The 21,096-nt window shown below is 49.9% G+C and carries 14 protein-coding genes; 4 read left to right on the top strand and 10 right to left on the bottom strand.

Annotation, left to right across the window (positions count from 1 at the left end; all coding sequences use genetic code 11):
- Positions 1 to 123 precede the first annotated feature (123 nt).
- A complete protein-coding gene (locus tag CRG97_RS24840) occupies positions 124 to 1,146 on the bottom strand; it encodes an SGNH/GDSL hydrolase family protein (RefSeq protein WP_237566576.1) in 1,023 nt (340 codons plus the stop codon).
- A gap of 263 nt (positions 1,147 to 1,409) precedes the next feature.
- On the opposite strand from CRG97_RS24840, the gene CRG97_RS24845 reads away from it, so the two are divergent.
- Entirely contained in the window at positions 1,410 to 2,477 is a 1,068-nt protein-coding gene (locus CRG97_RS24845; RefSeq protein ID WP_237566577.1) for a GntR family transcriptional regulator, read from the top strand.
- Between the two features lie 42 nt (positions 2,478 to 2,519).
- Positions 2,520 to 3,524 carry an SGNH/GDSL hydrolase family protein gene (locus CRG97_RS24850; protein WP_098748376.1) on the top strand — a complete coding sequence of 335 codons (1,005 nt, stop codon included), beginning with the start codon at positions 2,520 to 2,522 and terminating at the stop codon, positions 3,522 to 3,524.
- A gap of 79 nt (positions 3,525 to 3,603) precedes the next feature.
- Here CRG97_RS24850 and CRG97_RS24855 read toward each other — a convergent pair whose 3' ends face one another.
- The 3 genes from CRG97_RS24855 to CRG97_RS24865 form a co-directional block, all read right to left on the bottom strand.
- Positions 3,604 to 5,142 carry an extracellular solute-binding protein gene (locus CRG97_RS24855; protein WP_098748377.1) on the bottom strand — a complete coding sequence of 513 codons (1,539 nt, stop codon included), beginning with the start codon at positions 5,140 to 5,142 and terminating at the stop codon, positions 3,604 to 3,606.
- A 61-nt stretch (positions 5,143 to 5,203) separates the two neighbouring features.
- Positions 5,204 to 6,115: a carbohydrate ABC transporter permease gene (locus CRG97_RS24860; RefSeq protein WP_098748378.1), complete on the bottom strand. Its 912-nt coding sequence runs from the start codon at positions 6,113 to 6,115 to the stop codon at positions 5,204 to 5,206.
- Positions 6,116 to 6,147: 32 nt separating this feature from the next.
- Positions 6,148 to 7,059, bottom strand: a complete 912-nt coding sequence (locus tag CRG97_RS24865) for an ABC transporter permease (RefSeq protein ID WP_237566578.1) — start codon at positions 7,057 to 7,059, stop codon at positions 6,148 to 6,150.
- 299 nt (positions 7,060 to 7,358) lie between these two features.
- Here CRG97_RS24865 and CRG97_RS24870 point away from each other — a divergent pair, with 299 nt between their 5' ends.
- Positions 7,359 to 9,650, top strand: coding sequence for an AraC family transcriptional regulator (locus CRG97_RS24870; RefSeq protein ID WP_098748380.1), 2,292 nt, complete (start codon positions 7,359 to 7,361; stop codon positions 9,648 to 9,650).
- A gap of 106 nt (positions 9,651 to 9,756) precedes the next feature.
- On the opposite strand, the gene CRG97_RS24875 is transcribed toward CRG97_RS24870, so the two are convergent.
- From CRG97_RS24875 to CRG97_RS24900, 6 genes are all read right to left on the bottom strand, one after another.
- Entirely contained in the window at positions 9,757 to 11,382 is a 1,626-nt protein-coding gene (locus tag CRG97_RS24875; RefSeq protein ID WP_098748381.1) for a hypothetical protein, read from the bottom strand.
- A 499-nt stretch (positions 11,383 to 11,881) separates the two neighbouring features.
- Positions 11,882 to 14,929 (bottom strand): alpha-mannosidase, encoded by a 3,048-nt coding sequence (locus CRG97_RS24880; protein WP_098748382.1) that lies wholly within the window; start codon positions 14,927 to 14,929, stop codon positions 11,882 to 11,884.
- A 101-nt stretch (positions 14,930 to 15,030) separates the two neighbouring features.
- A complete protein-coding gene (locus CRG97_RS24885; RefSeq protein ID WP_098748383.1) occupies positions 15,031 to 16,656 on the bottom strand; it encodes an ABC transporter substrate-binding protein in 1,626 nt (541 codons plus the stop codon).
- Between the two features lie 114 nt (positions 16,657 to 16,770).
- A complete protein-coding gene (locus CRG97_RS24890) occupies positions 16,771 to 17,667 on the bottom strand; it encodes a carbohydrate ABC transporter permease (protein WP_098748671.1) in 897 nt (298 codons plus the stop codon).
- 11 nt (positions 17,668 to 17,678) lie between these two features.
- Positions 17,679 to 18,593 carry an ABC transporter permease gene (locus CRG97_RS24895; RefSeq protein ID WP_098748384.1) on the bottom strand — a complete coding sequence of 305 codons (915 nt, stop codon included), beginning with the start codon at positions 18,591 to 18,593 and terminating at the stop codon, positions 17,679 to 17,681.
- A 286-nt stretch (positions 18,594 to 18,879) separates the two neighbouring features.
- Positions 18,880 to 19,728: a helix-turn-helix transcriptional regulator gene (locus tag CRG97_RS24900; protein WP_098748385.1), complete on the bottom strand. Its 849-nt coding sequence runs from the start codon at positions 19,726 to 19,728 to the stop codon at positions 18,880 to 18,882.
- 145 nt (positions 19,729 to 19,873) lie between these two features.
- Between CRG97_RS24900 and CRG97_RS24905 the strand changes: the two genes are divergently transcribed.
- Complete coding sequence (locus CRG97_RS24905) at positions 19,874 to 20,815, top strand: MTP-1 family protein (RefSeq protein WP_098748386.1); 942 nt, start codon at positions 19,874 to 19,876, stop codon at positions 20,813 to 20,815.
- Positions 20,816 to 21,096 lie beyond the last annotated feature (281 nt).

Below are 21,096 nucleotides of genomic sequence, written 5' to 3' on the forward strand. Positions count from 1 at the left end.
CCGGAACAGCTGCAGCAGCATCACTCTACGGCATGCCAAAAAAGTCGGCCCAATCAGGCCGACCTTTCTACGAATTCGTTTTACCATGTTCTCGCTTGGCATTCGATCCACTACGGGATGATCTCAGAATACGCATTCCGTGGCGATCGACGGACGCTTAAGCAATTCCCATCCGGTCTTGGCGGATATAGAAGAGGCAAGTTCCCAGCCCATTCGGTAATGCGTCTGATAGCCGGGATGATATCGACCGCCCCATCCTTCCACCTCAGGATGGATCAATCCTAAATCAACTACGAATACCTTCCCGTTTCCGCTTTGATTGAAATAGGACACCACCTTATTCACACTGGCAAGATAGTTGTTATTCATGGTTCCAACACAGCAAAAAACATAGGGATCGTTATATTTTTCCAGAATAACCTGGATGAATTCAATATAAGCGGCAATATATGCCTCATCATCAATTGGCGTAGAATAATCGTTCTGGCCCAAATTAATGACAATTCCATCAGGAATATACCGGGAAAAGTCCCAGGGCCCCGTCCCTTTGCCGAGCGTCCCGAAAAAATGTTCCGGCAATCCTTGCTTGTTCCCTACCGCATCCTGCCAAACGCCAATCCCGCAAATGGCCATGGTGTGATATTCCGCATTCAACATTCTGGCGCTGATCCCGACATAGGACATGTATCCGTCGTCAAGATGCGGAGCTTCAGCGAGCACATGCGGATGGCCGATCCCTGCTCCGTCCGTGATGGAATCCCCAAAGTATTCAAGCCGAACAGGTCTTGCCTCGGGCGGGGCAAGGAAGCTTCCCCCGTCAGGCAGAGAAAAATGATGAAATGCAATACTTCCGGTCAGAATACCCGTTCGCTTGTGGATCTCTAAAGTGTGTTCGCCGTCCGGCAGCCCCTGTTCGATTATGTATTCATGAACCCCCTTCTTCAGATTGATCCAATTACGGGCGACACCATCCAATACGATTTCAACGTAATCCTGGCCGTTGGAATCCTCAGCCGTCATCGAGATGGCCGTACCTCGGAAGGCAAGAAAAACGGCGCTGTTGACCCATCCGCATTTCGGATTCTCTTTCTCGGCCAGATCAAATCTCCCCATCAGCCTGGCAAATTCGGTAAAGCTAAATTCCAAAATAATTCCTCCCTTCAGCTTTTGCATAGACTATCAAAATTGCACTCACGAATAATAAAGTATACTTTATTTAATCAATAAATCTATAATAATATTATCAATCCATATGCTTTCAGTCAATAAAAAAGCAATTCATCTACTATAATGTATACACAAATAAAGTAATCCTAGATTGTAGGCTTGATTCCATTATATTAATAAAGTATACTTTTATATAATCATTTAACGTGCTGTATTCATCATCAGTCTGTAAAAAGAGGAGAATGATTGTGAACGAGCCGAAGTACATGACGGTAAAACAAGCGCTGCTGCATCAGATTCAAGTCGGCAAGCTTCGACCCGGCGATAAACTGCCGAATGAAGAAGAGCTTATGAAACAATTTCATGTAAGCGGAATAACGATTCGAAAAGCGATGACGGAACTGGCAAACGAAGGTATAATCACCAGAATCAAAAGAAAAGGCTCTTTTGTAAATGGAGCTCAAGCCGCGGACAATTCGAGTCACTTGATCGCGTTCATTTTATCGGCAGAGGACAATTACGATGTATCGTATATGAAGATCATCAAAGGTGCGCAGCAAGTGGCAGCTGAATTCAATTACTCCTTAATCGTGGAATGGAGCAACGAAAATTTGACCGTCGAACAAGCATCCATTCAGAAAATGCTAGACCGGAAAGTCGACGGCTTCTTGATTTATCCGTTCGATCCGATCCAGAGCAAGGATAACTACTTATTCATTGAACAAAACAACATCCCCTATCTTTTGGTAGACCGGTACAATGTGGATCATCCCAGCTATTTTTCCGGATGCAACAATTACGACGGGGCGATCCTGGCTACCCGGGAGCTGATCCGTCTGAAGCACACCAAAATAAAGTTTGCTAGCTATCACTTCTTTCTCCACTCCGAGCAGGAGCGGTTCGCCGGCTACTGCAGCGCCATGCGTCAGGCAGGGTTTCCGGTAACCGACGAAAACTTGCTGACCCGCGTGGACTATGACGCACTAGCCGACAGTATTTTGAAGCGGAATGTTACCGCTTTGTTTTGCTGCAATGACAAGCTTGCCATCGAAATGATCGAGAAGCTGACCGACCGCGGCGTTAGAATTCCGCAGGATGTTTCCATTATGGGATTCGACGATTGGGACCATTCCAGCAACCTATCGATCGGATTGTCTACCGTCCGGCAAGATTTCGAGGAAATCGGCAGAAACGCTGCGAATTTACTCCACCAAGTTATTCAAGGCAATACTCATGGAGGCAACACGAAAATATTGTCAGGTGTTTCTTTGGTGATCCGGGAGTCTACATGCGAGAACCCTTACGCCTAACGTTGTCAGCTCAAATAGGTCAATGAAAGGAAGGAATGCGTTATGAAATTCGACTTTTCGACTTCCAGTCTGAGACACGGGCTCTTTCATCAAGAGCCGGATGGCATCTCCTGTTTTCTTCCTGGCAGTGCGATAACCGTGCGCTTTCAAGGACGGGAAATAACGGCCGAGATCGAGGATGTCAACGGAGAGGGGAAAAGCTGGCTTAACGTCTATATCGACGATCTTCCGGTAAAGGTGATGAGAATCGATCCGGATAACCGGCTGTACCAGCTTGCGGATGACCTTGAAGACGCGCCCCATACCTTAACGCTGCAGAAGCGTACGGAAGCTGCATTCGGCAGCATTAAATTTACCGATTTGACGACAGAGAACGGAGCTTTTCTGAGCCCGCCAGCCCCTCTTCCCCATCGTCTGCTCATCATCGGCGATTCGATCACGTGCGGCTTCGGCAACGAAGCGCAGATTCCCTGCGACTGCGATGCTTCACGAGAAAATATCGCGCTTGCTTACAGCTCGCTGACCGGTCAACTTTTGAATGCCGAAACTTTGATTGTGGGCGCATCCGGTACGGGATGCTATCAGAATTTCGGCGGTGGCCAAGAAGGCCGCATGTCGGATTATTTCATGGAAACCATCTGTCCTGATCTCGATCAAGAAGCCATGGATCCGTTTCATCCTGAATGGGTTGTCGTTAATCTTGGGACCAATGATTGGTCCGCGCCCATCGAGCCTGCGGATTACCTTGAACAATATCGCAAATTGACGGGTTTTATTCGCGATAGATATCCGTCCGTCCCATTGTTCTGCGCAATCGGACCGATGACCCTCGGGCCCGCTCCCCATTTAAAGGCTCTCGTCAAAAGCCTCAACGAAGAAGGCGACAACAATATTCATTTCGTCGAATTCCCGCTCATTAAACGGCCGGAAGACGGCATGGGAGGCTGCGGACACCCCTCCGTCAAGAAGCATCGGCAAATGGCCGAACACTTGGCCGCGACGATCCGTCAGGTTTGTTCCCTGTCCCCCTTCTCCGGCAGCTACTAGAACATAACGAAAAGGACCGCTCCGTATAGGAAGCGGTCCTTTTTTTGCGGGTCGCTGTTCTCACTGGACAGCAACACTTTTATTTTGCTAAGAAGGCGTCAACCTGATTCTGCAGCTCATTCTGGATTTGCTTGAGCACCGCTTCCCCTTCCGTTTTGAACCTGGCGAAGTATTCGTCCGGATCAAGCGCGCCGTTAAATAATCCGCTATAATATTTGGCTTGAATGGTCGCGAACTGGGCCACTTCGTTCTTCACCGGCGTCGGATCGAAAGTGAAGCCGGTCATGATATCCTTCGTGAAGTTGTCGGCTTGCGTAATGAATTGATTATACTCTCGGGTTTCTTCGTCGATACCGGCCCACTCCCGCTCTAACGCAGGATTCAACATGAGCTGGAACGAGACAATGCCGCCATCGTTGTTCAGCGTGTCGTATTGATGCTCACCGACCGATTTCCAGTTCACGCCTTCGATGCCGTGCTCCAACAAATCATAATTCTCCTGCCGGTTGGCCCAATCGAGGAACATCATCGCACGGTCTTTATGTTTGCTCGTCTTTACAATACAGATGAAATTATCCATCTTGAAATTGGATAGGTTCTTTCCAGGGGTCAGATCGAATAGACGAACGGCTTCCAGCTCTCCATCGGGCACGACCTGCTTCAACTGATCGTTGTACGTTTTGGGAATGCCAAAGGCCATTTGGGGCGTAGCCGCGACTTTGTTCTGGAGCTGCATGTCCCCCGGGCTGCTTTTATTCGTCAAGACGTCCTGCGACATGACTTTGTCAACGAACAGCTGGCGGACATCCTGGATGCCGGACCAGATCTTTGGTTCCTGGGTTTCAAAGAAGTTGTAGACCTTACCATCGTTGCCCTTGTAATACAGCATCAAGCTGGCGCCAGCAAAATTTGTTGGACGAATGTTGACGCTGGTATCGTCCCGGATCAGCCAGTTAACCCAGCTGTAGGTGACGTCATCTGCGCCCGCGAGGAGCGGCGTAATACCGGAGTTACTGTCACGAACGGCGTAGAGATAAGCTTTTAGATCCTCATACGTCTTTACGGGCGGCAAGTTTAACTGCTCCCTCAGGTCCTTTCGGATGAAGATCGATCTCTGTTGGGTATAGGCGCTTCCCAAGGGAACGCCGTAGATGTTACCGTTAATTTTGTTCGCGTCCCACATTTGTTGCGGCCTCGTCTTTTTCACATTAGGGCCGTATTGGTCCAGCAGTTCGCTTAATTCTTCGTAATAGCCCTGGGAAGCCATCGTGTCCAAATGCAGCCACGGGGCATCAAACATCAAATCCACACTCTCTCCCGAAGCCAGCATGACGTTGGTCTTCTGATTTAGATCGGCAAAGTCGACAAATGTAAATTTAACTTGCGTATTGATTTCGGCTTTTAATCGCTTGTTGACTTCGGCCAGCACCTCGTCATAGTTAGCCCCCTTGGCCCCCGGAATGACAACCTCCAAAGTGACCGGTTCAAGGGACGGATCGCCGGTTTCCCCGGCTCCACCCGGCGCGGAGGCGTCCCCGCCGGATTCGGAGCACCCGGACATAACGATGGCTAGTCCGAGCAGCGCCGTCACCAAGAATTTGCGTTTTGATTTGGCCATGTAAATGACTCCCTTCAAATCTTCGTTATGGAAAGATGACTTTTTGAACAACCTCTTACACTTAACCTTTCACCGAGCCGAGTGTCAGACCTTTGACGAAATACTTCTGAACCATCGGATAGACGAGTATGATCGGGCCGATCGTCAGGCATACCGTTGCCAACTTGACCCCTTCCGCCGGCGGCAGCGTCAGCACATTGCCGTGATTGAGCGACGTGAGCTGCATCTGCGACATGAGCTGCCGAAGAAGCAGCTGGAGCGGGTACATATCGCTGTTATCGATAAACAGAAGCGACAGCCACCAATCGTTCCAATATTGCAGCGCGTAGAACAAGCTGATCGTCGCAATAACCGGCGTGGAGATCGGCCGGATAATTTTGAAGAAGATCGTCCACTCTCCGGCGCCGTCCATGTTAGCCGATTCGTTCAGCTCATAAGGCAACGAACGATAGAACGAGACTAAGATAAACGCAAAGAACGGATTCATGACGTAAGGGAGCACAAGCGCCCACAGCGTATCTTTCAGATGCAGCCATTGGACGACCAGAAGATAGAAGCCGACGAGCCCCGAGCCGAAGACCATCGGCACGTAGGTCATGAACGAGAGGAAGCCGCCGTATCGGTTCTTCGGATGGGCCAGCACGTAAGCAAACAACGCGGTGACAACGAGGCCGATTACGGTTCCGATGGCTGTTACCGCAATGGTGATGCCATAGCTGGTAAACATTTGCTTGCCCTGAAGGAGGAAGCGATACGACTCCAGCGTAAATTCATCCGGCCATATAGAGTATCCGTTCACCGCCAAGCTTCGGGTGCTGGAGAATGAATTGATGACCATCAGCCAAAAAGGAAACAAACAAACCAGCGCAAATAGAATCAAAAACAGTCCGAACAAGAACACCGCCACTTTATCGGAGAACCCGTTTGTCCGTCGGACTCGCGGGGGCGGAATTAGAGCTACTGGACGATTCATATGGAATTCACCTCCCTTTGCATTTCGCAAAATTAAAATAATCTGGAGTCTTTATCGATTTTCCGAACCAGCGCATTAAACGAAACGACGGCGATAAGCCCCATAATAGACTGATAGAACACGATAGCCGATGACATGCTAAAATTGCCAAGCTGCCTTAACGCCCGATAGGAATATGTATCGATGACATCGGTCGTCGGGAATAGAATCCCGTTGTCCCCGATAATTCCGTAGATCATACCGAAATCCCCGTAGAAGATCCGTCCGACTCCCAAGAGGACGAGAATGATGATTTGCGGCTTCAGCAAAGGCAGCGTAATGTATTTCATCTGCTGCAGCCTCGTGGCTCCGTCCAGACGGGCGCTCTCATAATAGTCGGAGGAGAAACCGGTAATGGCAGCGAGCAGAATAATCGAGTAGTAACCGGCACTCTTCCAGATTCGCGTTAAGGTTAGAATAATCGGCCATACCCACGGGGTCTGGTACCAATCGACGGCTTGAAATCCGCTCATGCTCAGCACACGGTTAATCAGACCGTCCGTGTTGTTGAATAGAATGAACGTCATATACCCTACGACGACCCAGGAAATGAAATAAGGAAGGAAGACGACGGATTGGATCGTACGTTTAAACCATTTCAAGCGAATCTCATTCAAGAAGAGAGCAATGAGAAGCGCAAAGACCATCTCGAAAATAATGAACAGCGCATTTAAATAAACCGTATTGACCGTAACTTGAATCCAATCCCGATTGGAGAAAAAGAAGCGAAAGTTGTCCAGCCCCACCCAATCACTGCCCCATATGCCTTTGCTGATCTGAAAGTCCTTGAACGCTAGCAGATGTCCGGACAGAGGAATATAGGAGAAAACAACGAGAAAGATGATTCCCGGTATCGCCATCGAATACAAGCCCCGGTTCTTTGCAAAATCCCTAAACATTCTCAATTTATAGTATCCCTCCATTCGAGCTGGTCTGTCCGATGTGGCCATATCCTGACAGTGTTTATTATGTACGGAAGGAGGAATTCGGAATAGTCCTCATTGTGTCACAAAGGGTACTCAACTGAAGGATTGTGCGGTAATCGGGCTTCCGGTATCATCTTAATTTCTACTTTGTCAAAATGAGGACTTCACACAAGGGTCAGGATATGATTGAGTAAGGAGGTCCCGGTTCGTTTCTTCTATCGAACAGTTACGTTATACCCTTAAACCGTCAATCCATCAGCAAGGGGTGCTGGCATTATATGAAGATCAAACCTATTTTACAGAAGACCTATTTTCGAACCTTTCTTTTACTGACCACCGTTCTGATCTGTTCCATTATTCCTTTCGTCTATTTACTGTCTGCGGAATTCGCAAAATACACCATGCTGGAGGTTCGCAGCAATTCGCAGAACGAAGTCAACAATCTGGCTTCGAAGGCCGAAATGATTCTCGGCAATTTGAAAGCTAACGGGCTCAGCATGTACGCCGATCAGAATATTCAGAACTGGTTCTTCAATACAAGAAACGATCCGCTCATCAACCATGCCGCACTCGTCGCCCAATCCAATTTCATGTCCACCGAACCTCTCATCCAGCGATCCTATCTGATTAATTTGAAGCATGATCTTGTCATCGATTCCAAAGCCGGAATCGTCCGCAATGAATCCTTTGCCGACCAGAGCACGCTAGAGCGTGTGGAGTCATTCCACCCCCAATATTTGCGATTCTTTAATCATTCGCTGGATGGCTCGGACTCCCTGGCCCTTATTCTGCCTGCAACCCCCGAGAAGCCGTCTGACTTCTATCTCGTGCTGCTCGTTGATAAACCGCTGCTGTCGAAGCTTCTGTTCGGCCAAACGGTCTCCTCGGAGCAAGACATTCGGATTCTGGACGAGCATGGGCAGCTTCTATTGGGCGCGTCTAATCCCGCGCTGAGCGAACAGCTTTATCAAGCGAGCCGGGAGCAGCAGGAAAGCGATTTTCAAGTTCGGCTCCCGCATCAGAGATGGTTCGTCAATACAGCCAAGCTGACTACTGAAAATTGGTCGGTATACTACTCGAACGAGTATCATATTTTGACACGCCATATCTCCTTATTCCAGCAAAAATTGATAACGTATACATTGCTGCTATTGGCACTCCTCTCCTTGTTGTTCTTCTGGAGTTCTCGCCGTTCCTTGCGCTCCATCACCTTCTTGTCGGAAAAGCTGAAGGGAAAGGTTGCATTCGCAAACGCCACGTCTGATGCCAGGCCGGATATCCAATGGATCAATGACGGCATCGATATGCTGCTGAACAATGTGGAACAGCTTCATGCGTCCATGAGAAACCAATCCGAGCTCGTACGAACGGAGCTTCTCGCCCAGTGGATGCTTCACGGGACGCCGGGTACCAAGAGCTACGAATATATTCAGACCAAGACCAAACTGGCCTCCTGTGAAGTTCTGTTTTTGGCCGTCCTTCGGATCGAAGCCTATACGGTTTTTTGCGAACGTTACGACTTCCCTTCCCGGAAATTGATCAAGTACGCCGTACGCAATATTAGCGAAGAAGTGATTGGCTCAGGTTCTTATGCGGCCGAAGGCTTGGATATGGGCGGCGACCATATCATTCTGGTCGTTGGGGGCCATGCATCGGGCGGGCTTCAACTACAACGTCTTCTGGAGGAGACGCAGAATCAGGTAGCACGCATCCTGAACGTGGATACAACCACCGCAGTTAGCAATGCCTATGACTTCGGCGCCAATATCCGAAACATATATGACCATATCTACGAATTGACGAAGCTGCGATTTCTTAACGGAGAGAAGCAAATTTTTCTGGAGAGTGATTATGAAGAGTTTATGGCAGGGTATCCTTCTGCGTCTGAGGCGCTGGAGACTGCCGAGATCATCAAGTCGATCCGCCGCGGCCGCCCGGAGACCGCGCTCGTTCTGCTGCGTCAGCAGATGAAGCACGTCCATGAGCTTCCTTATCGCGACTGTAAGCTTAACCTGACCTACTTTACCTACGATTTGCTCAAGAACTTCAACAAATCCAGCGTCCTGCACGAGATCAGCAGCATCCATCAATTGCTGGAGCGGTACAGCACGCTGTCCGAGTTTCAAGCATGGCTGGAGAACATTGTCACGATGCTCGCGTCCGAGACCGAAGTTGCGAAATCTTCGAGCCGCAAGGAAGAGATCGTCCTGGAGATCAAAGAGTACGCGGACAACCACTTGCAGGATGCGCAATTATCGATCGAGCAGGTAGCCGACAATTTTTCCTTCTCCGTCAGTTATATCCGGCAGCTATTCAAGGAAATCATGAACGTATCATTGTCCGAGTACATCCTTCAGGAACGAATCGAGAGAGTGAAGGAGAAACTGATATCCAGCCAGCTCTCGGTGCTGGAGATCGCAGATCAATGCGGCTTCATATCCAAAGGGCATTTTTTCTCCGCATTCAAGAAGTTCACGAATCTTACTCCGAAGCAGTATCGGGAAATCCACGGGGACTCCGCCGGTAAAGATATCGCTCCTCCCAGCTTATCATGGAGAAGCGGCAGCTAGGTAAGCTTGTTCCGCAGGAACAAGCTCAAGTCGAAAAGGACCTCTCCGGTAAAGCTCCACAGCGCTTACGGAAAGGTCCTTATTCGTTTATCCAAAAGCTCTGGCGCTATTTACCGGTCGTTTCTTGAACCAGCTCCAGCCCTAGCTTCGGATTCGCCAAGTCGAGTTTATACATGACTTGATTGTAGTTATACCGCGGCGTTGGGACATGATTCGTGAATGTATTCGTATAGGTTCCTTCAAAGTAGATGATCCGGCCGCCGTCCTTGTTGAAGTGTTTATGCTGGGCTACATTATAAAAAGTATAGTCGTTATGCGTAACGATATGCTTGGCATTGGTCCAAGGACCTTGAGGCGATGGCGCTTCCGCGTACCAGACTTCCCCAAGTACCGATGTCTTGCCTAGTGCCTGCTGCGCGATCATCACGTAACGCTGCCGATATTCATTCCATTCAATGGAGCTTTGGGCGATTTGAACGTCTTCACCAGTATCGATATCCTTCAATTGATAATAACGCGGGTCGTCAGCTTTGATCAGCCCTAATTGGATCAGCTCTTTCTCTTGTTCTTGGTTGAGCGGCTGGGTGTCCTTTTTCCAGCCCCATACAAGCTTGCCGTCCGCGTCGCGTTCCAGCGACGTTTGAGCCCCGTTGTATGTCGTTCCCGGCGTCAGGCAAGTAAACGATTCGTACTCGGTATAGTCGATGATGGCGTCATAGCTGGCAGCAACGCGCAAATTCGGAATTCGGTGTTCGGTAAAGAGCCAGTATCCCTTACCACCCTCCTCGTAGTAGGTCGCCTGTCCGCCCGGATGGCGCCAATCGTCTTTGGAAGGGAACTGGACGACCTGCTCGAACTCCTTCGTGGTGTCGTTAAAGACGAGAATACCGAAGGCGGTAGGTTCAGGATTGTGCGTGCTGTAGCCGGCGAGCAGACGCTCCTGTCCGGTGCTGTCCTTGGCGGTCATCAGACCGAATACCCAGGCTATGCCTGCCCCGTCAGGCAGTGGCGGCACCAAACTTTTGACGAAACCGTCTTGATTCGTAAAATAGTCCAGATTCACGCCGACATCCGGGTCCAGCCCCCCCTTACTCGGAAGCTTGGAAGTCGCACCCGTCACGCGGAAGTTCCCCAGTGGATAGGCCGGCCTGTCGGTATCGCCCCAAAACCAGTACAGCTTATTATTGTACTCAATCGTCTGCACGGAATCCTGTCCCATGACCAAGCCGTTGATCAGCGGCTCCTTAATGGGCGGCTTCTGGCCAACGAGTAAGCTGTCGCGATAAATGCCTTGGCCTGTCAGCCGATACAGCCGCTCTGCAATATTGATCCGATTCATCTCGAGCGTTACACCGCCCTTGGGCTTAACCTCTACAGCCTGCCCCCGGTTGCCAAACATATCGGCAGGAATGTCGTAGCCGTCACTCGACATATGGAAGAAGACCGTCTGATCCATCAGACCTGGCTCGTCGAATGCCACAATACCGGCACTGTCCGTATAATACAGCACACTGTTCGTCGTCTTCAGTTGGACATGAGGAATGCCCCTGCCTGTCTCGGCATCCACGACCTTGATCATGAATGGCTCCTGGACCTTTATCTTCTCGCTGCTCACATTCGGCTCGGCGCTGCTTCCGGCAGCCTGCGCTGCCATCGCGGCGCCCGGGGCCGTCATGGCCATCAGCAGGATGCAAGTCCATATCCCCGCACGTTTCCACTGTTTCATTTTCATTTCTCTTACCTCCCGGTCTTTGTCGTTTTAATAGAAGAAATCGTTGCGCTGTCGCGGCCAAGCGATCGAAGCGACGCTGAGCGGCATCGCTTCTCCGTTGAAGAACTCCTCCTCACTAACCACCTCCTTTCGCAGCATGAAGAGCAATACAAAAATGTTGGAGATCGAGCAATAAAAAACGTCTATCGACGTGCTTATTCAATGAAGCCAGACCACATATTAGCGGAAGTTTTCTTGCGGTATCAGGAAGCTCCGTCTCGAAGCCTATAATGTAAGCGAATACATTATTCTTTATGTGTAACAGCCGCTCAAGCTGCGCGGCTGTTCTCTGTGAAGAAACGTCTTTTGAACCCATAAATCTGCTTATGAGGAACTATTCCAACAACTAAGACAGTTGGCGTCAGGAGCCCATTCGCATGCGTGACCGAAATCCATCGCCTCCAGCAGTGCGCGCGCAAGCAGCAGATGCCCCGTCAATTTCGTTGCCCTTCGTTCAGCTTCATCCCCTATTCCTCCCATTCGGCCGGAGCCTAATCGTCTTCACCTCGAACGGACGGAACTGGAGCAATACATCTTGGCCCTCGTGAGGCAAATCCGCCAACTTCTCTTCCAGCATATTTGTCTCATAAACCGCCGCAACGGACAGCCCGAAGTGAAGCCCGCAAGCTACGGAAGCTCCCTTGCTCTCGTACAGACGCACGATCCAATCGCCCGATCCGTCTTCGGCAAGCTTGACCGTCTCCGCGATCACATCGGCTTGATCGATGGAGAGCAACGACTGCGCCTCCCGGCCTCCTCCAAACACGAGGCTGACAGGATAGTTCAGCTCGTAAGCTTCCCGCACGACAGGACTATCCAGGAACGCGCCGTTCCAGAACGTAAATCCATATGTAAAATGGTGCGTCCCTTGATCGGACGTCTCATCCGGCCACGTCGGAGCCCGAAGCAGCGTTAAACTCATCGTGTTGTCGTTGACGGAAATCCCGTATTTGCAATCGTTTAGCAGCGCAAAGCCGCGGTTCGCCTCCGCAAGCGCCGACCATTTATGCTGAACCACTTCGTAACGATCCGCATCATGCGGACGCGAAGCATGATTCGGCCGCTTGACGTAACCGAACTGAATTTCCTGCAGCGACTCGTTTGTGTGAACGCGAACAGGGAAATCGACTTTTAGCAGCTTATTCTTCTCGCGCCAGTGAATCGTCGTATGGAATTCCACTCGGCGGCTGCCGGCACAAAGCCGGACATCCTGGATCATGGTCGATTGCTTCAGTTCGCGCTCAACCCGAATATTCGCGAAAAGCGGGCCGTTTGCGGTAACGGATACCTTGGCGCTCGCATTCAGCTCGACGGGTGCCAAGCGGTAGCGCCGATCGATCTCCCAAGCATCGAAATCCGAATTTTGATCCCGATACATCCGCATGACGTTGCAGTGGTCCGCCGCCCATTCCGTGCCGGTTTCCTTGTCAAAAACAGACGTTAACTCGCCCCGTTCGTTCATTTCGAGCGCAATCCATTCGTTCTCCAGACGCGATTCCGTTGCAAGGACCGCCGACGCTGCTGGAGCACCCGACGCTTCCGCTTCAGCCTTGTACGTCGACCAGCCCATGGAAGGCACCTCTACCTCGGCATAGGTAACGCCTTCGTGCAATTGCACAGGCAGAACCGCTCCGTTCCCGTCCGCAATGCCATGAACGCCGGCAGGCAACGCGACCAGTTCCTTTCTCGGCCAGGACAGCGAGTTAAAGACGGTAACCCGGGAGGCATCTTCGTCCGTGAGCGCATCCCTTGTATCCGAAGCCAAGTCGTACACGTTCTTATTCAATGCCTTCAGCTCAATCTGTGCCTCTTCATGGACGCGATGGATGGAGGAGCCAGGCAGAATATCGTGGAACTGGTGCAGCAGCAAGGTCTTCCACAACCGTTCCAAGTCCTCGTAAGGATAAGCCCGGTTATTAAGCAGCTCCGCCGCAGCTCCCCAAAGCTCCACCTCGCGTAAACCGATTTCCGCCTTCCGGTTCAGCTTTTTGATGATTGCTTGCGTCGTGTAAGTCCCGCGGTGAGCGGGATAATAGAGCTCTCCTACATATTTGGCGCCAGGAACGCCTTTTTCGATCTGATCTTCGAAAAATTCAATCGGCGAACCATGCTTCGTCTTGGGGACGCCTTCCAAATTCCCGAGCCTGCGCATGAACTCGAGATCATCCCGATTGGAGCCGCCGCCTCCGTCGCCGTGTCCGAACTGCGTGAGGCGCGTAGAGATTCCTTCAAGCTGGACGCGATCGCTCCACTGATGGATCAAGAACGACGGATTGATCCGAATCGGGTAGTAATCGCCGTAGTTCATCAGATGCGTCAAAATTTGCGAACCGTCGATCCCTTCCCACAGGAACGTATTATGCGGGAACGGGTCCGCTACATTATCATAAGTACCGAACAATTTTGTAGACGCGAAATAATGGATCCCGCAGCCCTTCATGATTTGCGGCAGGTTCCCGGAATAGCCGAATACGTCAGGCAGCCACAGCATCTCGTTGTCCACGCCGAATTCGTCCTTGAAGAACCGCTTGCCGTGCAGCGCCTGGCGGATCAGGCTCTCGCCGCTGGGCAGATTCGTATCGGGCTCCACCCACATGGAGCCTTCGGGAATGATTCTCCCTTCCTTTACCGCCTGTTTGATGCGCGCATAAAGCTCCGGATACAGCGTCTTGACCACCTGGAACAAATACGGCTGGCTCTGGGTGTAAGTGTATTCCGGATATTCGTCCATGAGCGCCAGCTGATTGGACATGGTCCGCGCAATCTTCCGCTTTGTCTCCGCGATCGGCCACAGCCAGGCGACATCCAGGTGGGACTGTCCCATCAGGTACAGGGTCGGCGCCGTCGAACCGTTCACGCAGGCCAAGAGCGGCTCCATCAACTTCCGACACAGCTTAGCGTTCTCACAGAGCGATTCCTGGCGGAGGGTCAGGTCGATCGTCGCGAACACCTGAGTCAGGCAACGATCAATCTCCGCCACGCGGAGGGATTTGGCATCCAGATGATTGCGAAGATCGTACAAGCATTCCAAATCGATGAAAAACTGGTAGACTTCTTCTTCAAAAACGCAGAGCTGCGACTCTCCGAACGTCGGCCTGGAATCCGAATGGCCGGCGTACGCCTCCGCGACGATTTCAAATGGCTCGCCGGCTTTTGCGGAACGGGTTAAAGTTACGTAATGATGGTTAAGGTCCTTTGCGCCGCTCACGATACCGTTTATGTATACGGTCGCTTCGGATCCGAAATCAAGCATGGCCACAAGCCGTTTGCCTTCGGCCTCTTTGGGAACGGTAATGTTCGAGCGGAACCAGCCGTATCCCCAATTTTCTCCCCACCGCTGACCCGGAGCGATGCTCTCAAACGGTTGTCCATCCATCTCATGAATGAACAGTTGTTCCATCGTCGTAAAACCGGAAAAATCTATAGAAGAAAGCTTTGTTATCATAAATTGATCTCTTTTGTTTAGCAGCTTTTCCACATGGAATAAAATCTCTTTTTTTTCACTCAAGGTTTCTCACATCCTATGATTTCGTTATCTTTGATTTGATCCTATCGCCTTGCGACATACCGCCCCTCCGCGGCGGTAGGCAGCGGAGGGACGCTCTCTCTCTATTCGTTTCCTAGCGCTCTTTGTGCAGCATCATTATAGATTTTCAGCGCTTCATCAATGTTGCCCATTTTTTTGACCTTATCGATGAATGCCTGCCAATTGTCGAAGCTGTTCTTGCCTGCTACGAATTTGGCCTGTTCTTCCGTAACGAACGTCTTGATCGGGTTCATAATCTCCGAAACCCGCTGGCTTTCGCTCCCCGTGAGTTGAATCGACGGCTCGCTCAACCAGGAAGGAACATAGTCGTTCTCGGGCATCGGCAGACTCGTCAGAAATTCCGCCTTCTCAATCGGCACCTCTTCATATTTGCCGTTAAATACCGTATAGTCTGTCGCGGCAAAATCCACGAACGCTCTTGCGTCGCTTACCATCTGCAGACCGGGGTTATGGTTTCGGCTTGCGCGCATGCCGTATTTATCCCCCTCCAACCAGGGATCCTTGGCCGTTTTCAGCGAGTCGACAAAGGTCGGAACGCCATCTTCTCCGATCGTATAGGTCGTGCCCTCGATTCCCCAAGTGATGAGCTCGATCATTTCATCCGAATATTGATAATCGATGAATTTAATCAATTCTTCAGGGTTTTTAACTTTCGAGCTTACGCCGTAGACTCCCCAGCCCAAGTCAGGGGTATTGCCGTTCACAACCTCCTGCCAGGCTTTTCCGTACTTCGGATTGTCGGGATACAACGAAACCGCGAAAATCTTCCCGTCGTCGGCCGTTCTCGTATACTCGGCCGGCGTCGTAAACCACTGCGTCAGCCACATGAGGTTGTCGCCGTTCAGCGCTTTTCTTTTCAGCGTATCGTCTGTATCAATGGTATACTCCGGATCTAACAGCTTCTCCGCATACAGCTTATTTGCAAATTGGAGCGCATCTTTATATCCTTCATCCAGAACTCCGTATACGTATTTCTCGCCGTCCCAGAAAATTTCATCCCGGATATGGTTCGCGGAGAACAGCGATCTCAAGCTGTTCCACTTTGTCGCAACGGGATATTTGTCGGGGTAGAGCTCTTTAAGTTTTTTGGCAGCCCCATAAAATTCATCGAGCGTTTCCGGAATTTTGATGTTATTGGCCTCGAACACGTCATAGCGGTAGGCAGACGTATTCTGGATGAGCATGCCGCGATCCTCGGGGAATCTAGGCGTGGAGGTTTCTTTAAAGGTGAACATGTTGCCTTCGGCATCCGTTACCCGTTTCATCCCGTTCTTTACCTTGCCAATGTAGTTCATATAGTTCGGCATTAAATCTTTATACTGGCCTAACTCGAGAAGCTGGCCTTGTTCGGCCATTTCGGTCGTATCATAGAATAAAGGCGTAACGAAGAAATCCGTCAGATCGTCGCTTGCGATCATAAGCTTGACCTTCTCGTCATATTCGGAAGACGGAATATAGTTATATTCAATTTCTAATTTTTTGCCCATATAAGCTTCCATGCGTTTGTGCCATTCCTTGCCTACCAGACTGTTCGGATTATCCACACCGTTCGCAGCCAGGGTTACCGAAAAGCGCATGACTTCTTGATTCTCTTCATGGGTATCGGTTTTTTTGGAATTATTCGAACATCCGGAAAAAACCATCAGTAGGGCCAATCCGAGGACAAGCATTTTTGCCAATTTGTTCATTCCATTTCCCCCTAATTTGCACAATTAACCGCTTCATCTTCTTCAAGTCTGCTATTCGTTACTGGTCATGAATGACTGCACACTCAGCTTGCTTGCACCGCCGCATCCGCTTCTCTAGCCTTTGATGGAGCCGACGAATATCCCTTTGGTGAAATGCTTCTGGAAGATCGGATAAATACACATGATCGGAAACATGGTAATAATGATGACGCTCATTCGTACCGCCTTGGGATCAAGCGTTTCCCCCGGAGCATTGATGGCGACCGCGCCGCCTCCTACCCGCCCTTGAATCGCAGTCGTATCCAAGGTAAACAGGTAGTTTCGGAGCACCATCTGCAAGGGATACTTGTCCTGATCTCGCAGATAAATCAAAGCCTCGAACCAACTATTCCAGCTTCCGACCAGACCGAATAGAGCAAAGGTTGCAAACAGCGCTTTCGACAACGGCAGTATGATCCTGAAAAGAACCACCAAATCACTCGCTCCATCGATATAGGCGGAGTCCTTCAGTTCTGAAGGAATATTCAGAAAGAAGGTCCGAAACAGAAACACATTATAAGCACTAATCGCACCGGGGAGAATCATGACCCAGACCGTATCCAACAGGTTCAAACCGCGCATAAGCAGATAGGTCGGAATTAAGCCGCCGCCGAAAAACATCGTAATCATGAGAAAAATGGTCAGAAATTTCTTGCCCGCAAATCCCGGGATCGTGAGCGGATACGCCATCAGTGCCGTAAACAGCAGCATGATGCCCGTAGAGCCGGCCGCATAAATAATCGAGTTTAGATATCCTTTAAAAATGTACGGATCCTGAAATACCGTGGTGTATGCTTCCAGATTAAACCCCTTGGGCCAAATCGTTACGCTCCCCAAGGAGATGTAACGCGTGCCGCTTAGCGATGTCGCGATAATGTTCAGAATCGGATACAGCACGACAATCAGGATGAATAGCATGATAACCATATTGAATACATCGAATGCTCTGGAACCTAAACTAGCCTTTTTCAACATCCCACCACCTAGAACAAACTCGTCTCTGATACTTTCCGGCTTAACCAATTGGTCAAGTAAAGGATCGTAAAGGAAATAACCGACATGAATAATCCGATGGCCGTCGTGTACTCGTATTGTGCGCCCAGTATACCTTGACGATAAACATAGGATCCGATGACATCCGCTACTTCGTAAGTCTCAGGCGAATAGAGCAGAATGATCTTCTGGAAATCGCTCCCGAGGATTCCTCCGACGGCAAAAATCAGCAAAATAATGGTGGTCGGCTTGAGCGACGGCCATGTGATGTGCAAAACTTTTTTCCACCGGCCTGCGCCGTCTACATCGGCCACGTCATACAGCGTAGGATCAATTCCGCTTAATGCAGCCAGATAGATGATCGTGCCGAACCCGACGCCCTGCCATATGCCGGAAGAAATGAAGATGGTCCGGAAATAGTCAGGTTCGAGAAGAAACATGATCGGGTCTCCGCCGAAGAAGCCGACAATATGGTTAAACAAACCGTCTCTCGCCGTAAATTCCTTAAGCATCCCCGCAACAATGACGACCGAAATAAAATGCGGGAAATAAGAAACCGTCTGTACAAGCTTCTTAAAGCCCTTGTTTTTCAATTCATTAAACAACAGGGCCAATATAATCGGCGCGGGAAATGACCAAAATAAAGTATACAAACCGAGAAGCAATGTATTCTTTAATACCCTGAACGCCATCGGATCGTTAAAAAAAGAAGTGAAGTATTTTATACCTACCCACTCGCTTCCCCAAATCCCCTTGGAAGCGTTGAAATCTTTGAAAGCGATTAATATTCCGTACATCGGAAAATAGTGAAAGATTAACAGCGTCAGAAAGCCGGGAAGCACCATAAGGTAGAGATAGCGGTGCTTGACGATCCTGGCCATCAGCCTGTTATTGGTTGTCTTCAAAGGAACACCTCCTGACTGTTAACATGTTGTGATCCGATCTGTTGGTGCTATGGCTCGAGGACGAATGAGCCTGGCCATTTGGTTCGTTCTATATGTAAGCGTATTCATTTTCACCCCCAGACTATATCCTAACGTTCGTCGAAAACGCATTTGCTTTCGGCTACCGTCCCCTATAGATATGATCATCATGATGTCTCATAAGTTGTTATGCTAAGTAGAAAATAACACATACTATTTTTATCGTCAATACATAAAAAAGTTTATAATCTGACCGGAAATTAGCATACTATCTCCGAATAGTTCCGAATTGGCGATACCGATACGGCGTTAAATTATGCCTCCGCTTGAATAAGTCGTAGAAGTAGCTGACGTTGTCAAGTCCGATCTCAAGACTGATGTCCACGATTTCCATATCCGTGTTCAGCAGCAAATTCTCGGCATAGGACATTCTCAATTCGTTAATGTACTGGGTCGGGGACATTCCAAGGTGCTTCCTGAACATTCTGCATACGTAGGCATGCGATTTGCCCGACAGCTGGACAAGCGCAGCCGTTCCCCGCGTGAAGTGCTCTTTCTTTTTTGCCTCTCTGCATAAGGACTTAAACCATTCCGGTTGTCCGGTAAGTTCAATCGGATCCGCATCAGCCTTGATATACCTGGAGAACAGGTCGGTCATGACGGCTCTTACCTCTGCTCTGACGGCCAGCTTCTTCTCCTGCGGGATCAGACTGAGCTGGTCCAGCCGGTACCGCACATATTCCTTCTCCATTTTGGACAGCAAGGTCGACGGCGGCATGGCCGGTCCAAGCAGTCTTTCGCTTGGAAACCCTTCTCCCAAGAAAGCTATGAGGTCTTCCAGGACCTCGCGATGGAACGACAAATTGATGAACTGGCAATCGCTGTCCGTCGTCTGCTCATAATAATGAACATCCCGGTCCCGTATGAACACGAGTGTATTTTCCTGCAGCAGCTGCCTTTTGCCGTTAATGACATGCACAACGCTTCCTTTCAGGATAAGAAACAATTCAAAGAAGTCGTGCGTATGCATGCCGATCGTGTCGCGCACCGAAGCGATCAGCCGATAGTGGGCCTGAATTTCAGAATCAATGCCGTCTGCCGCATAAAGCTTCAACATGGTCGATATCCCTCCTTCTTTGTATACTGACTAGTTCCTCCGATGTCAAAACACCATAAAGCATTCCAAAATAGAGCAAGATCGAGAGCAGTACTTTCGATTAGGATAGAGTTGTTATTGAAGCTTGAAAGGAGATTTGCCACGAATGAACTTACTGGAACTGCGTCAGCAATTCGAAGCTAACAAACACATTTATGAAAGCGCCAAGCTTGTCTTCCGCGGAGTCGAGGGCTTCGATGTATACAACCCTACGATTCCGTTTCAATGGAACGGCAAGCGCTACATTTACGGGCGTGTGGAGAAACGACATGAGTGGGCGAGGTCCTGGGTTCGCTTGTTCGAGCAGAGCGGTCCGGACGAGTGGACGGCCGTACCGAATACGATGATTTATCAGCTTGAAGACCCTTATATTAGCGTGATCAACAAACAGCTCGTATTGGGCGGCACGCATGTCCGTTACAAGCAGGGACGGCTCGATACGTTCTACGGCTATTTCTACAAAGGCAGCGATCTTCACGATCTCTTCTACTTCACGACCGGTCCGGATTATATGAAGGACATTCGGCTCGTAGAGCTCCAGGACGGGAGGATCGGCGTCTTCTCCAGGCCGCGCGGCGAAGGGATTCGCAAGGAATTCGGCAGCGAATCCTTGGTGGGATTCACCGTCATCGACAGCCTTGACGACCTGTCACCGGAAGTCATCGAGAACGCCCCTTATATCCGCGGATTATTCAGCAAGGATGAATGGGGCGGCTGCAACCAGGCATACTTGCTCGAAAGCGGGAAGATCGGCGTGATCGGCCATATCTGCTATGCTCAAGGAGATACGTCGACTTACATGAACATGGCCTTCGTATTGGACACGCAGACGAATCAATTTTCGGATTTGAAAATCATCGGCACCCGTCCTTGCTATCCGGATGGCCCCGCCAAGAAGGCGCATCTGACCGACTGCGCGTTCACCGCCGGCATCGAAATGCGTACCGACGGTAAGGTCAATCTGTACAGCGGCATCGGTGATACCGAAGCGGCACGCATCGTCATCGACTACCCGTTCGAGAAGGAAGGCGCCATTGTAACCTTATAATTGTAATTCCATGATCGAGCTGCTGGATTCCCCGGCGGCTCATTTTTATATCTGGTTGCGGCTTGGTATAGCACCCTTCATTTTGCAAGGTGTCCGCCTCAAAGTTATTATAATAAATATATGAAAACACATACTTTATTTGACCTCATAGTAATACAAACCTTCATGAAATTCAAAGCTTTTATATCATTTCGCTCCTTTCTTGCTTAATTCCCGAAAAATTCCGGCCTATTCGACAAAATCTTTTTCCGGGTTACGCTCCAAGTACGTATACTTTTTAA

Origin of the sequence: Paenibacillus sp. EZ-K15 (assembly GCF_002573715.1) — a bacterium.
Taxonomy (GTDB): Bacteria; Bacillota; Bacilli; order Paenibacillales; family Paenibacillaceae; genus Paenibacillus_AQ.

What these genes read in the sequence shown, in the direction of transcription:
- CRG97_RS24845 (WP_237566577.1), top strand. Translation starts at nt 1,410, where the DNA reads ATGATTGTGAACGAGCCGAAGTACATGACGGTAAAACAAGCGCTGCTG.
- CRG97_RS24850 (WP_098748376.1), top strand. Translation starts at nt 2,520, where the DNA reads ATGAAATTCGACTTTTCGACTTCCAGTCTGAGACACGGGCTCTTTCAT.
- CRG97_RS24855 (WP_098748377.1), bottom strand. Translation starts at nt 5,142, where the DNA reads ATGGCCAAATCAAAACGCAAATTCTTGGTGACGGCGCTGCTCGGACTA.
- CRG97_RS24860 (WP_098748378.1), bottom strand. Translation starts at nt 6,115, where the DNA reads ATGAATCGTCCAGTAGCTCTAATTCCGCCCCCGCGAGTCCGACGGACA.
- CRG97_RS24870 (WP_098748380.1), top strand. Translation starts at nt 7,359, where the DNA reads ATGAAGATCAAACCTATTTTACAGAAGACCTATTTTCGAACCTTTCTT.
- CRG97_RS24875 (WP_098748381.1), bottom strand. Translation starts at nt 11,382, where the DNA reads ATGAAAATGAAACAGTGGAAACGTGCGGGGATATGGACTTGCATCCTG.
- CRG97_RS24885 (WP_098748383.1), bottom strand. Translation starts at nt 16,656, where the DNA reads ATGAACAAATTGGCAAAAATGCTTGTCCTCGGATTGGCCCTACTGATG.
- CRG97_RS24900 (WP_098748385.1), bottom strand. Translation starts at nt 19,728, where the DNA reads ATGTTGAAGCTTTATGCGGCAGACGGCATTGATTCTGAAATTCAGGCC.
- CRG97_RS24905 (WP_098748386.1), top strand. Translation starts at nt 19,874, where the DNA reads ATGAACTTACTGGAACTGCGTCAGCAATTCGAAGCTAACAAACACATT.